Source organism: Pseudofrankia coriaricola, assembly GCF_001854805.1.
In the GTDB taxonomy this organism is placed as follows: domain Bacteria; phylum Actinomycetota; class Actinomycetes; order Frankiales; family Frankiaceae; genus Pseudofrankia.
Genome location: NZ_MBLO01000238.1, coordinates 1 through 14,193 on the forward strand (window position 1 = coordinate 1; position 14,193 = coordinate 14,193).

9 protein-coding genes and 1 tRNA gene are annotated in these 14,193 nt (G+C 72.4%); 5 read left to right on the forward strand and 5 right to left on the reverse strand.

Annotated features, from left to right (window positions below):
- Positions 1-474: 474 nt before the first annotated feature.
- The 3 genes from BCD48_RS31985 to BCD48_RS31995 form a co-directional block, all read right to left on the reverse strand.
- A tRNA-Thr gene (locus BCD48_RS31985) sits at positions 475-547 on the reverse strand.
- Positions 548-782: 235 nt separating this feature from the next.
- Entirely contained in the window at positions 783-2,135 is a 1,353-nt protein-coding gene (locus tag BCD48_RS31990) for a winged helix DNA-binding domain-containing protein (protein WP_083419510.1), read from the reverse strand.
- 255 nt (positions 2,136-2,390) lie between these two features.
- On the reverse strand, positions 2,391-3,023 hold the full coding sequence (locus BCD48_RS31995) for a hypothetical protein (RefSeq protein ID WP_071052126.1): 633 nt from the start codon (positions 3,021-3,023) through the stop codon (positions 2,391-2,393).
- Between the two features lie 718 nt (positions 3,024-3,741).
- On the opposite strand from BCD48_RS31995, the gene BCD48_RS32000 reads away from it, so the two are divergent.
- Positions 3,742-4,749, forward strand: a complete 1,008-nt coding sequence (locus tag BCD48_RS32000) for an acetamidase/formamidase family protein (protein WP_071052127.1) — start codon at positions 3,742-3,744, stop codon at positions 4,747-4,749.
- A gap of 83 nt (positions 4,750-4,832) precedes the next feature.
- Here BCD48_RS32000 and BCD48_RS49915 read toward each other — a convergent pair whose 3' ends face one another.
- Positions 4,833-5,975 carry a hypothetical protein gene (locus BCD48_RS49915; RefSeq protein ID WP_071052128.1) on the reverse strand — a complete coding sequence of 381 codons (1,143 nt, stop codon included), beginning with the start codon at positions 5,973-5,975 and terminating at the stop codon, positions 4,833-4,835.
- A gap of 691 nt (positions 5,976-6,666) precedes the next feature.
- Between BCD48_RS49915 and BCD48_RS32010 the strand changes: the two genes are divergently transcribed.
- Positions 6,667-7,356, forward strand: a complete 690-nt coding sequence (locus tag BCD48_RS32010) for an acVLRF1 family peptidyl-tRNA hydrolase (protein WP_083419512.1) — start codon at positions 6,667-6,669, stop codon at positions 7,354-7,356.
- A gap of 748 nt (positions 7,357-8,104) precedes the next feature.
- Positions 8,105-8,416 (forward strand): hypothetical protein, encoded by a 312-nt coding sequence (locus BCD48_RS32015; protein ID WP_071052130.1) that lies wholly within the window; start codon positions 8,105-8,107, stop codon positions 8,414-8,416.
- Positions 8,417-8,698: 282 nt separating this feature from the next.
- Here BCD48_RS32015 and rlmB read toward each other — a convergent pair whose 3' ends face one another.
- Positions 8,699-9,799 (reverse strand): 23S rRNA (guanosine(2251)-2'-O)-methyltransferase RlmB, encoded by a 1,101-nt coding sequence (rlmB, locus tag BCD48_RS32020; RefSeq protein WP_071052131.1) that lies wholly within the window; start codon positions 9,797-9,799, stop codon positions 8,699-8,701.
- A 579-nt stretch (positions 9,800-10,378) separates the two neighbouring features.
- On the opposite strand from rlmB, the gene BCD48_RS32025 reads away from it, so the two are divergent.
- Both BCD48_RS32025 and BCD48_RS32030 read left to right on the forward strand, forming a co-directional pair.
- A complete protein-coding gene (locus BCD48_RS32025; RefSeq protein WP_083419513.1) occupies positions 10,379-11,548 on the forward strand; it encodes a protein phosphatase 2C domain-containing protein in 1,170 nt (389 codons plus the stop codon).
- 289 nt (positions 11,549-11,837) lie between these two features.
- Positions 11,838-13,277 carry an FHA domain-containing protein gene (locus BCD48_RS32030; protein WP_071052132.1) on the forward strand — a complete coding sequence of 480 codons (1,440 nt, stop codon included), beginning with the start codon at positions 11,838-11,840 and terminating at the stop codon, positions 13,275-13,277.
- Positions 13,278-14,193: the final 916 nt, after the last annotated feature.

Consider the following 14,193-nt stretch of genomic DNA (forward strand, 5'->3'; position numbering starts at 1 on the left):
TCAAGCAGATCCAGGACTACATCGCCTACTGGAACGCCGACGCGGAGCCGTTCGTCTGGACCGCGACCGCCGACGAGATCCTCGCCAAGGTCAAAATGGTCCAGACCAACATCAAGAAATTGGTCGACAACAATGATAAATAAAGGAAGCGGAATCACGAGGCACTAGGCGGGCAGCGCCACGACAGTCTGAACCGCCCCGGCGTGTCCGGAGACCTGATCTCGTGAGGAGATGACGTCGATCAGCGTCTATCCGATTCGCTCACGTTTTCGTCTGGCACGCAAGCACCAACTACCGTCTGTAAACGCCCCGTGTGACGGAGCGTCACGGAAACTAGCACCGTCCGACCGTAAACGATCATGCGGTTTGGCACGGTCGTGCGAAATGAGCACACAATGAGCTCACATCGACGATCATCGATACCTGAAGGCTAGATCAAAATCGCAACTCCGCAGGTCAGCGGGATGTTGATCGAGCCGACGAGGGGACTCGAACCCCTAACCGCCCGATTACAAGTCGGGTGCGCTACCAATTGCGCCACGCCGGCGTGGATCTCTACGATACCCGACCGGCCGTGCCCGGTCGTCTGGCCGGGAGCGGCGGCAGGCCATGACGAGTGGCGGGAGGCCGCTGGCTGACACCGCGCAGGGGCGGCTGGCTCCGCCCGGTGCGCTCGGCCCGAGTGGCTCGCTCGAGTTTCCGCGGCCCGTCCCTCAGCTCAGGTCGAGTCTGGGCCTAGCCGGCGCCGAGCCGAGGGACGGCAGCTGGTCGACGCACAGTCTTCAGCCGGCGCTGTCGGGGACGTCAGCGGGCGAGTCAGCCGCGCCGACGAAGAAGCGTTGGATGTCGGTCGCCTCGGCGTGTAGGGCGGACTCGATGTCCGGGGTGAGGGGGGCGAAGGGGGACAAGGCGACCTTGCCGGCCGGCATCGTCCAGGTGGCGGCGGCGCGGCCGGCGACCAGGGCGATCGGGCGGAATATCCCGTTGACGGTCACGATGCCGCGGTAGGGGCCCGTTACCCAGTCCCGGGAGGCCCAGCCGTGGAGGACCGGGTCGAAAGGGCCGAGCAGCCGGGACCGCAGTGTTTCCAGGCCCATCTCGTCCGGGCTGCCTCCGCCACCGCCGCCGGTGGCGCCGCGACCAGCTCGGTCCGCGGTGCCGCGTGCATCCGGGTCGTCCGGCTCGTCGGCGCCGAAACCGGCCGGATGGTTTCGCGTGATCGCGCGCCCGTCGTCCGACGTCTCGATCCTGCCCGCCTCGGCCGCCAGGGCGAAGCCGCGCCGGATATCGCGCAGCGGCAGGCCCGACCAGGTGGCCAGGTCCCTGTCATCGGCGGGGCCGTGGCCGGCGAGGTAGCGCACTGTCAGCTCCGAGAGGGCCGCGTCGCGATCGACGCCCGGGTCAGACCCGGGCCCCGGGTCAAGCGCGGGCCCCGGGTCAGACGCGGGCCCCGGGTCAGGCGCGGACGGCGAGGAAGGCGCTGGCGGAGCCGCCAGTTCGCCGAGCCAGTCGCTAGCCAGTGCGTAGGCCTGCTCCGTGCCTGCCATCGGGCCACGGACCACCATGCCCCGCAGACTCGCATGGACAAGGATCATGATGAGTGCCTGCCCCGCGACCGGCACTCCGGCCGCGCCGAGCAGGTCACGCAGCCGCCCACGGGTCAGTGGGCCTTCGTCGGCCAGCGCGCGCTCGACAAGACTGACCGCGCGATCAGCCTCGGTTGGCGAGACGCCCTCCTCGGCGAGCCGTCGGCGGACGAAGGCGTGTTGCCGAGGCGCGGTGAGCGCGTGCAACCACTGGTAGTCCTCGGCGCGGACTAGGTGCAGTGTTCCCCGGTTCAGCCAGGTCACCACTATCTTCCGCTCGGCGAAGGCCCGGTCGACGTCCGCGACCGTCAGGCCAGTGGTACGCGAACGCACCGCGAGCCGCAGGCCGCGTAGGTCCTGCGCCTGCACCGCGAGCACCCGCCCGACCGCCCCGACGACGGCCGAGACCCGCGCGTCGGCGCTCGGCCCGGCCAGCAGCGGATCGGCTAGCAGCTGCGACGTAAGCCGCCGCACCGCCACCACCGGCGCGACATCCGCGGACCCGGCCTGGGCGGCAGCCGAAGCAGGAGCGGAATCAGAACGCGCCATGCTTCCAGCATCCCTCCCGAATACGACAGAAATCCCAGGCAGTGTGCCTGGGATATGCGCCTGAGGCCAAGCTGGTGGAACCGTGTGACCGCGATCCGCGCCGCCACCCCTCCCGCCCCGGACCCCGCCGGTCCGGTCCTGAGACTGAGACCGGGACCGGACCGGCACCGAGACCGGCAGTCAGTACGGCCCGCGATACGGCTTGGCGCGCCAGCCCCCCCGAGGGCCGGCGCGCCAAGCCGAGTACCGGGACGATCAGTAGCGGTGGTAGCGCTGGGTGGGCAGGTCACGACCGCCGCCGTTGGCGTAGGTCTCGTGGCCGTCGGTCGTGATCGGGCCGCCGTTCCTCCCCGGGAGGATGCGGACCTTCTCCGTGAGGCCGTCGAAGTAGTAGGTCGCGGTGACCGAGATACCCATGTAGCCCCAGCTCACGTTCTTCGCGGTGCCCCAGTCGGCGTAGTTGCTGGACAGGCCCATCCAGCCGTGGGAAACGATGCGGATCCGCCCAGTGTTGAGCTTGTTGCAGTCGGTGAAGGAGAGGGTGACGCTGGCGAGAAAGGCCTTCGAGTCGTTTGCCACCCAGACGCCGGCATATGCGGAGCCGGGGGAGTTGGTGGGGCAGCTCGTCTTCGCGCCACCCCCGGCGAACGCCGCTCCCCCTGCCGATGCGGTGGGGACAGACTGGTCGGCCGGCTTCGGCGTCGTCGCAGCGGTCACGTCCGCCGACGTGGCGGCGGAGGCCGGGGCGGTCGAGTTGGCTGCCGCCGCCGCCGCGTCGGTGCTCGTCGATTCCGCCGTGCACGCCGCCGTGGCCAGGCCCAGGGCCAGGGCGCTCACGGCCAGCGCCGTGCCGGCCCGCCGGGACAGCGGAGCAAGAATTCGGTTCATGATTACTTCTCCTGTCAGATACGCGACGCTTTTCAGTGCCGCGACGCGGAAGGAGGCCAGTACCCCCGGTTCACGACCGATGTATCCGGCCGGCGACGTCTCGATATTGGCGGCCGCCACGTTCCCGGTGGAAGGGAACGCGTTCCCGGGCGGCTCGGGATTATGTGGGAGCAGGCCCCTACGGCCGCCACGGCTGGACCGGGAAAACCCCTGGTCAGATGCGCTCGGGAACATCGTCCGAAGACTTCGTCCGGGTACCTGTCAGGCGGGCGACATATTCAGCCCGCACAACGCGGAGAAACCACTCCCCCGGCCAGTCAATTTCGGCTCGTCCTCACGCCGGTGCCGGTTGACGGCCGGCCGCCGCGCACAGGCGCATGCCCGCCGGAAATGTTCACGGGCCGGCATGGGCGCCCGGAGAGCCGACTTCTCGGCCGCACGCCGGCCCGCAGTGCGCCGGCGCCCCCTGCCCGAGAGCCGCCGGGTGCCTCCTGTGACCTTCGCCGGCCAATAGCGACGGCGTAACGGGACGGTCGTAGATTCGCGCCGACGCACCTGAGCAGCCGACGTACCTGAGCAGGTGTAGGTGGGTCACGGCATCGGAGGGTCCGACCGCGGCCGACGCGGCGCGAAGGTGCGTCGTGGGAGCGACCTCGCGGGAACGGCACATCGTGGACGGCGTCCCGAAACGGCGCCAGGGAACGAGGAGGCGGCGCGGGTGGAGGTTGTCGAGTTCCGGCCGGAACCCGAGCAGTTCGCGTGGACGTTCGGTGGCGTGTCACCGATCCGGCGGGTGCGGCCGGGTACCGTCCTGCGGCTGTGGACGGAGGACGCGTTCTGCGGACGGCTGCGGACGACGTCCGACCTGCCGAGCAGCGCGCTGATGATGCCGTTCGTCAACCCGCAGACCGGTCCGTTCTACGTCGAAGGCGCCGAACCTGGCGACACGCTGGTTCTGCACCTCGTCGATCTCACTCCGGCGCGCGGTTGGGGCGCGTCGACGACGATCCCGTTCTTCGGTGGCCTGACCGGTACGGACCGGACGGCGACCCTTCAGCCGCCGCTGCCCGAGCGGACCTGGATCTACGAGGTCGACCGCTCGCGCGGCACCGTCACCTTCAGCGCCCTGACAAGTGAATTCCAGCTCGACCTGCCGATGTCGCCCATGCTCGGCACGGTCGGCGTCGCGCCCGCCGCCTTCGAGGCCCGATCGGCGCTGGTCCCCGACCGGTTCGGCGGGAACATGGACACTCCGGAGATGCGGGCCGGGGTGACCTGCTACCTCGGAGTCAACGTCGAAGGCGCGCTGTTCTCCATCGGTGACGGCCATTATCGGCAGGGCGAGGGCGAAGCCTGCGGGACAGCCGTCGAGGGCGCGATGGACGTGACATTGATCGTCGAGCTGGTCAAGGGACGGGCCCCGCTGTGGCCACGGCTGGAGAGCGACACCCATCTGATCACGGTCGGATCGAGCCGGCCGTTGGAGGACGCCTGGCGGATCAGCCAGGTGGAGATGGTCAACTGGCTGTCCGAGCTGTACCGACTGGAGACGCTCGACAGCTACCAGCTACTCAGCCAGCTCAGCGAGGCTCCGCTGGCCAACGTCGTCGACGTGAACTACAGCGCCCTGGCCAAGGTCGCGAAGACATACCTCCCGCCGGCCACCGCCTACGACGGCCTGCACCGCCATCTGCGCGAGCTGGCCGCCCAGATCCCAACATCCTGATCTGTCCGCTGTACCGCGGTACTACCGCCGTACGCGGTACTACCCGCCGCACCGCCGAGCTGCCGTGCCTTCAGCGGCGCGCGTCAGCAGGTCGGCACGTCCGAGAAGCCGAGCACGACAGCCGTGAAGAAGTTGGCGCGGTAGCAGGTCGGCGACGCGGACGGTGCCGGCGCGGCGCTCGGCCCGGCGGATGGCTGGGTGCCACCGCCCGAGCCGCTCGTACCGTCCGAACCATCGTCAGACCCGGGCCCGGCGACCGCGACGGGCTGACCGGATGCCGGCGCGGGGACCAGGGCTGCCTGCTCCTCGGCGGTCGCAGCGGACGGCCCCGCGGTGCCACCGGGCGCGGCGGCCGCTCCTCCGGCCCCGCCACCGCCGTCGGCCGGTCCCGCACCCGCGCCGGGTACCGATCCGTCGGCCATGGCTGCGCCGTCGAGGTCGCCCGGGTCGGAAGCACCTCCGTCGTCGGCCGAGCCAGCGACGCCGGGTGCCGCGACCCCGCCCGGTCCAGCCCCCGGCCCGCGCCCGCCGCCACCATCGGTGTCGGCGTCACGGCCGGCGGCCACGATGGAGAGCCCGCCGATCAGCAGGGCGAGCACCACGGCGCCGGCCACCACCACGAGCGGGAGCGGCCCCATCCGCCGGCGAAACAGCCTGTCGACCCAGCCCCACGCCATTTGGCGGCCGCCCGACCGCCGCCTCCGCGCCCCCGCCGACACCACCCGGCCGGCCGCCGCCGATCCGGAGGGGACGGGCGACGGACCACTCGCGGGATCCGCGCCCGCCAACGCGCTGCCCAGCGGGTCAGCCAGCCCGGCGGATCGGCCTGGTTCCACCGAACCCGCCGCCGTCGGCGGGGTCTTCACACCCATCAGACCGGTCGACCCGGTCGGACCCCCCAGGCCGGTTCCCAGACCTGGGAGGCTGGCCGCAGCAGTGGGCTCCGCGGTGGCGCCGGCCGACCCGCGGCCGACGATCGCCTCGAGGGCGTCCGGATCCACGATCTCCACGTCGTCGGCCGTGTATGCGTAGGCGGGGTCCCACGGCTCATCGACGAGCTCCGCTTCCCAGACCTCACCGTCCAGGTCCACGCCGCCGGGCCCCCACCGGGTTCCCACGCCAGACCCGGAGCGCGCGGCCCTCGCGGAGAAGCCACCCGCGTTGTCACCCGCGGCGGAGTCTCGCGCGCCGTCGCGCCACGATGGCTGGTCGTACCCGTTGCCCATGTGTCCCCCGCCTAGGGCGACGTTGCGCGGCGGGCCGCCGCACCACGGCGCCGGGCCAGGTGTGCGACCAGAGGGACGGCTCCCGCGACGCCCGACGCCCTGTGATCTGGTGGCGATACCGCACGGGACAATACGTTAGAGGTTCCCGAGTGCCACAAGACGGAGACAATTCGCCACTGTAGGTGGTGAACCCGTCACGTTGATGGATCGGCCGCCTGGACGCACCGTCACGGCGTCCATGCCTCAGGCCAGCCAGCCTCAGGCCCGGTAGACCCGCTGTCGGACCGCCCGGCGGCAGCCGTGGCACTGGTCTCAGCGGAGGCGGCGCGCCCCGTCGCCATCGGATTGAGATCAAGTTCCACGGCGCCTTCCCTGACATCACCGACGCCCATGTCGAGGCGGGCCGCGACGAGACCGCCGTTGCCTCGGCCGCTGTCGCGGCACGACGTCGCAACGTTGCGGCGTCGCAACGTCGCAATGTTGCGGCGTCGCGGCGTCGCGGCGTCGCGGCGTAACCCTGCGCAATGTCGCAATGTCGCGGCAACCAGGCTGGGTCGTGCTCGGACAGCCCACGGGTCAGCCCCACGGCTGGCGCCGCCCGCGACGCGGGGTGGTGATCCGTCGACCAGCGGACGTAGGTCAGGATGAGACGATGGGACCTGGGCTTCCGGCCGCTGGTGGAGGCCGATGGGTGAACGTCGCCCCCGAGCGGCTGGCCGGCTGGTTCGACCGGTTCGTCGAGCGGCATGGGCCCGTCGCCTGGACGGTGTCGCCGCGGGCCGTCACCGTGACGGCGGCCGACGGCGCCGTGGCCGACTGCCAGGTGCCCTTTCCACCGTTGCCGTCCGCGCCCACCGCCACCGAGACAGCCCCCACCACCGAGACCGCCACAGCCACAGCCACAGCGGATGGCTCCCCCGGGCACCAGCTCGCCGCGCATGCGCTGGCCGACCGGCGGGTCGGCGTGCTGCTGGTCCGGCTGGGCGGCCATGCGGCGGGGGTGTTCGACGGGCCCCGCCTGATCGCGTCGAAGGTGGGGACACGGCAGGTGCACGGGCGCAGCGCGGCCGGCGGCTGGTCGCAGCAGCGGTTCGCCCGGCGCCGCGACGGCCAGGTCAGGGTGGCCCTCGCCGCCGCGGCCGACGTGGCGGTAGCCGTCCTGCTGCCCGTGGCCGCCGAGCTGAACGCCGTCGTCCTCGGTGGTGAGCGGCGCGCGGCGGCACAGGTTCTCGACGATCCGCGGCTCATGCCGCTGCGTGGGCTGGTCGTGCCGCCGTTCCTGACCGTCCCGGATCCACGCCGTCGAGTTCTCGACGAGTCGGCCGCCCAGTTCCGCGCCGTGCGCATCCGCGTCGTCGAGCCCGGGGCGCCCGAATTGTGACGAGCGGCCGCCCGGCCCAGTCCAGCCCGGGCGGCTCGGTAACGCGATGCGTCAGTGATCCGGGCTTCGGCATTCGGCCGGAGCCGGGCCGGGCCGGGACCGAACGTCCCGCCAGGTGACCGACCGGCCGCTTCACGACCGCTCCCGCACTCGCCTGATAATTGCCGATTTCTACTGCATTGATGTTTTCGAGCCATCCAGGAATGGCGTTTGTCACGCCGACGACTATGCGCGGCCATTCGGCCACCCAATGGCCAATGCAACACCGGCCCGGCCACGCGCCGTGCCCGTCGCCGCGAAGGAAAGGCGTGCCGCCACTGTCCGTATCATCCACAGGCGCGCCTAAGCCGCCCATCGATCGCGTACATGCCCCGAGTGGGACGTGATTTGCGTCACCCGCGGTTTCAGATTTTACGTGCGGCCCGGCCCCGGGGCATGGTGTTTGCCGTGCCCGGCGATGGGTTGGGCACCTACCGGGCGGCACGTCGCGTGCCTGCCCCGTCCGGTTGAACGAACATGCGGCAGGCCCGAGGAATGACGGCGCGGCTAAGCGCCGAAACGGCTCGCGGACCGGCATATACCGGCAGCGCGACGCCGAGCGGCCCACAGGGCCGAGCGCCGGTCGGCGGCCGATGGCCGGCGACGGGTGGCCGTCCGGCGGTCACGAAACAGTCACGAGCGGGTCAGTAAGCCTCAACCCGCGGCTGGGCCGGACGAATTCCTTGGCGACGTGGGGAGGGAAACTCTGGTGTCCACTGCGCGCAACCACGTCAGTTCGCGTTGGCTGAGGCGCCTCCTGCCGCGCCAGGCTTCGCCATCGTCACGCCGCCTCCGGGCGGCTGTCCTCGCCCCGGTCCTGGCGGCCAGCATCGGTGCCGGGCTCGCCGCGGCTCAGCCGGCGGACGCCGCCGTATCCGCGCCCCGGTTCCTCTCGGTCGTCGTCCCCTGTAAGTCGGCGGCCGACCCGGACATCCTGCGCTCCGTCACACCGGCGCACCACGCCGCATCCCAGAACGGCTCTTCGGCGTTCGCCCGGCCCTGCTGGACCCGTACCGGCTGAGCGACGGCCCATCACGTCACCACGGCAGCGGCCGAGTGGCATTGGCCTGACAGGCCGGCCTCACGGCGCCGCGACGCGGCCCCGTGCCCTCCGGGGCGCGGGGCCGCACCCGTTGGGTTCATCCGCGTCCCGTGCCGGACTTCCCGGTGGCACCGTTACGTACGCCGGCCCTTCTACGGGCTCCTCGGAGCGCCGGATCGGCGGGAACCGATCTCGGAAGGTCGGATCACCCGCCGGACATACGGGGCCGGACGCGCGCGCCGGCAGGGCCGTGGCTCCCGGTCAGCCGGTCGGAGAGGAGACGCGCCGGCGCCGAGCGATCTCGGCCAGGGCGACGCCTGCGGCCACGCCGGCGTTCAGCGATTCGACCTCGCCAGCCATCGGGATCCTGACCAGCAGGTCACAGGTCTCGCCCACCAGCCGGGACAGGCCCCGCCCTTCGGAACCGATGACGAGGACGAGCGGGTCGGTAGCGGCCTCCAGGTCGTCGAGGCTGACGTCCGCGTCGGCGGCGAGCCCCACGACCACCAGCCCACCGTCCGCGAACGAACGCAGCGTCCTGGTCATGTTGGTGGCGCGCGCGACCGGCAGCCGAGCCGCCGCGCCGGCCGATGTCTTCCAGGCCGCGGCCGTCATCCCGGCGGCGCGCCGCTCCGGCACGACGACCCCCTGGGCGCCGAAGGCCGCCGCCGAACGGGCCACCGCGCCGAGATTGCGCGGGTCGGTCACCCCGTCAAGGGCGACGAGCAATCCGGGGCTCGCGGCCCGCGCCCGCTTCAGCAGGTCGTCGGGGTGCGCGTAACGGTAGGGAGGGATGACCAGCGCGAGGCCCTGGTGCGGCGCCACGCCGCACAGCCGGTCAAGCTCGGCCCGGCCGACGTCGACGACGGACATCCCGGCCCGGCCGGCGAGCTTGCGTGCCTCCGCCAGCCGCTCATCGAAATCCAGACCGCCGGCGACGTAGAGAGTCGTCGCCGGGACGGCGGCCCGCAGCGCCTCGACGACGGCGTTGCGGCCAACGACGAACTCGTCGGCCTCACCAGCTCGCCGCCCGCTCATGCCGCGCGCGGCGGCACCGGCCGCGGACGCGCCGCCCGCCGCTCCTCGCGAGGCCGCGCCGTCCCGGCCCGTCCTGGCACCGGCCGTACCCGTCCGCGTGCCGGCGTCGTCGGCCCTGGCGGCCGCGTTGGCACGGCGCTGCGCCGGGTGCCCCTTGCGCATCTCCGCCGGTGGGGTCGCCCCCTTGCCGCTCAACGCCCGGCGGCCCAGGCCGCCGGAGCCGGCCGCGGCACCCTTGCGGTGCGACCCGGCCTTCGCCGCCCGGCCACCCTGACCGCCGCGGGCCACTCCGCCGCCTCCGCCGCCGCGCCGTCCCGTCGCCATCGCTGGGTCACCCCTCGTCATCAGCTTCGCCCGGACCGCTGTCCCTGACCGGGCGCCGCCACCTGCGGTTGCCCAAGCACCTCAGGGTAGCTGATCTCGTCAGGGCTGGTCGCGACGTGGCGAGACCGGACGGTCGCCAGAGTGGACGAACGCGCACCCCATACCAGGGAAATTGCCTATGCCCACCACGATCAGTAATCATTGGCGGCATGTCAGCGCGCCCTCCGGGCCACCCATACCTACGCGTGGTCGGGACGATCACTCCTCGAAGCCAGGCGAGGCGATGATCGCATACGCGACGCCTTACCTCGTGATCGCGGGCATCGACGGATCGGGCCCTATGCTGCGAAGATTCTCCCCTAGCCGGCCCTGGGTATCCGAGCCGGTCGGGGAGACGCCGCAAGCACCGCGGCGGGCGGGAGGCACGACAATGGCTGCGCGCACACCGTCTGGACGCGGCGGGGGTCGGGCAGCCATGCCGTCGACACCTGCCTCGCCCCGGCCCGGAGTGACCAACGCGACGGGACTCCCCGACGCGGTATGCCGACACAGCCGATGCATGGGACGCCGGAGAACGGGATGACCGTGGAGCACGACGCCGCTGGAGGCTACGACGTCGGCGAGTCCGGCTATGCCAGGGGGTCCGGCTATGGAGGCGGGTCCGGGTATGACCCGCGTGAGCGCGGCATGCCGGAGAGAGGACGGTCCCTGATCGACGAGCGCACCGGCCGCTGCCCACGCTGCGCCGCTGCCATCTACGACGACGACCGGTACTGCGAGGCCTGCGGGCTCTCGCTGGTCGGCCCGCCGGTGACCAGCGGCGACTCCGACCACCGGGAGAAGGACCTCGGCGCGATCGCCGGTGTCAGCGACCGGGGTGTGCGGCACACGAGCAACGAGGACGCCATGGGCGTCGCCGAGGTGTACGGGACGCTGATCGCCGTCGTCTGCGACGGGGTGTCGACGACACCCGGCTCCGCGCAGGCGTCGTCGGCCGCCGCCGCGACCGCGACCGCGATCCTCGCCGACGCGATCCGTGCGCACGGCCCGGGGCGCCCCGTGCCGGTGAGCCGCGGTGGCGGGCGTAGCCCTGGCGACGAGATGCTCGACGTCCTTGGGCCGTCCGACGACGAGTACGGCGACGAGGCGGTCACCGTCCCGAGCGCCCTGGTCGGCGGGTTCGGTCCCGAGGAGGCCGAGCTCGCGCTGCACCACGCCGTGCACGCCGCGCAGGAGGTGATCGCGGAGCTCAGTGCCGCCGAGGGTCGGATGGCACCCTCATGCACGATCGCCGCCGCGATCATCTCACCGCCGACCGTCGACGGACCGAGCACGGTCACCGTCGGCTGGGTGGGTGACAGCCGGGTCTATCTGCTGGGCCCGCGCTGGTCGGAGCGGCTCACCGCGGACGACACCTGGGCCGCGGAGGCCGCCAGGGCCGGCCTCATCCCGGCCTCGGAGGCCGAGACGCACCGGCGAGCCCATACCCTTACCCGGTGGCTCGGGGGCGACGCGGAGGACGTGGCACCGCACACGGCGGTGTTCCCGATCGAGGCGCCCGCGACGGTACTGGTCTGCAGCGATGGGCTGTGGAACTACGCATCCCGGCCGGACGTCATGGCGGCGATCATCAACCAGCTGCCGCCGGAGGCCGAGGCGGTCGAGGTGGGCCGCCACCTCGTGGACTTCGCGATCGACCAGGGTGGGCACGACAACATCACCGTGGTCGCGGTCCGCGTGGACCGTTGAGCGCGCCGCTACCCGGCGGTCACCTGACCGTCCGCGCGAGTAAGCACGGACGGGTCAGTGCGGGCCGTCCGGAAGCCGCTGCGACACTGGAGGCGTTGCCGTCGGCCAGCCAGCCGGAGGCCACGGCGACCAGTCAGGCAACAACGCAACCCGGCGGCTCCTACAAAAGCCGGAGCAGATCCATAATCCAACAACGGGTACGGTTCGTCAGAGGAAGCGAGGTCGGCCAGCGTGACGGGGGCTCTCTCGGCGCCCGGCCGGCCAGGACCGTCCGGGTGAAGGTGATCAGGTGAGCGCACGCTGCCCGGAGGGGCACCTGTCCCAGGATCCCGACTACTGCGATCAGTGCGGTCTCCGCATCACGAGTGGTCAGGACAGCTACAGCTATCGGTCGGACGACCGTGGCGCGCAAGTCGGCTCCTACGGGGGCGGATCGAGCCACGGCGGCGGCGGAGCGGGCGGTTACGACCCCCTCGGCATCCGCCGCGACACCGACCCCGACGGTCGCGGCCCAGCCCGCGGCGCCGACCCATATGCCGGGGACCAGTACGGCGGTGGATATGGGCCCGGCGCCGCGAGCGGCTACGACGAACGCCCTGCGCGCTCGGCGTACAGCCCGGACGCCTACGACCCGGACAGCGGCTACGCGCCGCGTGGCCGCGTCGAGGGCCGCGACGGCCTGGAGGGCCGGGACCCCGGCGGCTACGCGCCGCGTGGTCGCGACGGCCGGGACGACCCGGACGCCGGCTACCCAGCGCGCGGCCGCGACGGTGCGGACGGCCGGGATCGCGACGCGTACGCCCGCGGCCGTGACAGCGGCTCCGGCGGGTATGCGCCGCGCGTCGGCGAGCGGGATGACTACGGCCGCGACCAGTACGGTCGTGACGCCGGCGCCGGCGCTGGTACTGGTACTGGTACTGGTACTGGCGCCGGTGGCTATGCGCGCGGCGGCCGGGACGATGCCGTCGTGGACCGGGACGGGTACGGAGGCCGCGGCGGCCGGGACAGCGCCGGCGTGCCAGGCGAGCGTGGTTACGGCTACGAGGCGGACCCGCTCGGCGTCGACGACCGGGGTGAGCGCGCCGCGCGCCCCGACCGGGCCGCGCCTGGCGCCGGCGGCCGCTACCCGCAGTGCCCGAACTGCCGGGCGTTCCACGAGCCGGGCGCCCGGTTCTGCGAGAACTGCGGCCTGGACTTCACCACCGGCCATGTGCCCGGCAGCGCCCCCGGCGCGACCGGGCGGCGCCAGACCGGCCCGCCGAGGGAGGACGCCGACTACGGCCAGCCGGTCATCACCGGCTCCGCCGCCAACTGGAACGGCGGCGGTGGCGGGGCGGTGGCGACGACCTGGGAGGCCGTCGTCGAGGCGGAACGGGAGTACTACGACAGCGGCGACGACCACCGTGTGCCGTTCCCGTCGTTCTACCCGCGCCGGGTGTTCCCGTTGAGCGGCCCTCGGCTGCTCGTCGGGCGGCGCAGCGAGTCCCGCGGCATCCACCCGGAGATCGACCTGTCGGGTGCTCCCGAGGACCCGGGCATCTCGCGGGCACATGCGATCTTCGAGCGGCAGCCGGACGGCAGCTACGCCCTGCTCGACCCCGGCTCCACGAACGGCACCCGGCTGAACGACGAGCCGGACCCGGTGGAGCCGAACGGCCGGATTCCGCTCCAGGACGGTGACCGCGTCTACCTGGGTGCCTGGACCCGCGTCACCATCCGCGCTCGCTGAGTTTCTGGTTCGCTCCGTCCGGGCGGCGCGCTACGGCCCCTTCCCTTGCTTCGCGGCGGGAAGGGACCTCCGCGCGCCGTCCTCCTCCGCTCACGTGCGCTCCGGCGACCTCCGCTGCGGCCCCCCTACGTCGCTTCGCTCGTAGGAGGGCCTCCGCGGAGGCACGCCTCCGCGCCCAGCTCGGTCGCCTTGCGCTGGACCGTGCAGGACCCGGGTCAGGGCTGGTGCCGCCGGGGGGCACTTCGCTTCGCTCGTAGGGAGGCCTCCGCGGAGGCACGCCTCCGCGCCCAGCGCGGTTGCTTGCCGCTGTGACGTCACCAAGCCGAAGACGACACCGTTCGTGGGCACTTCGCTTCGCTTGTGGTGTGCCTCCGGGGGGCGCTTTCACGCCCGGCTCGGTTGCTTGCCGCTGTACGTCACCAATCCGAAGCTGGGTGGGGTTGGTGACGTTCCAGCGGCACGCACCCACGCTGGCGCGGAGGCCCAGCCACGAGCGAAGCGAAGTGCCCGGGGGATCAGACTCGTCGTGGATGGGTGACATTCAGCGGTAGGTGACCGTGCGGCGCGGAGGCGCGCCTCCGCGGAAAGCCACCCGGCCACGAGCGAAGGGACGTGACCCCACCGAGACGGCAGCCTCGGGCTCGCGACGTACAGCGGGACGCAACCGAGCTGGGCGCGGAGGCGCACCTCGCGGAGGCCCGCCTACGAGCGAAGCGACGTAGGCGGGCCGCAGCGAGGTCGCCGGAGCGCCCGTGAGCGCAGGAGGACACGGCGCGGAGGTCCCTTGGGAGCGAAGCGAGTAAGGGGCCGTAGCGCCGTGCCCGCACGGAGCGAACCAGCAACAACCTTCCACCCCGACCCCGGCCGACCCCGACCCACCTCCGCCAACCATCTTGCTGGGAGCGAAGCGAGTAAG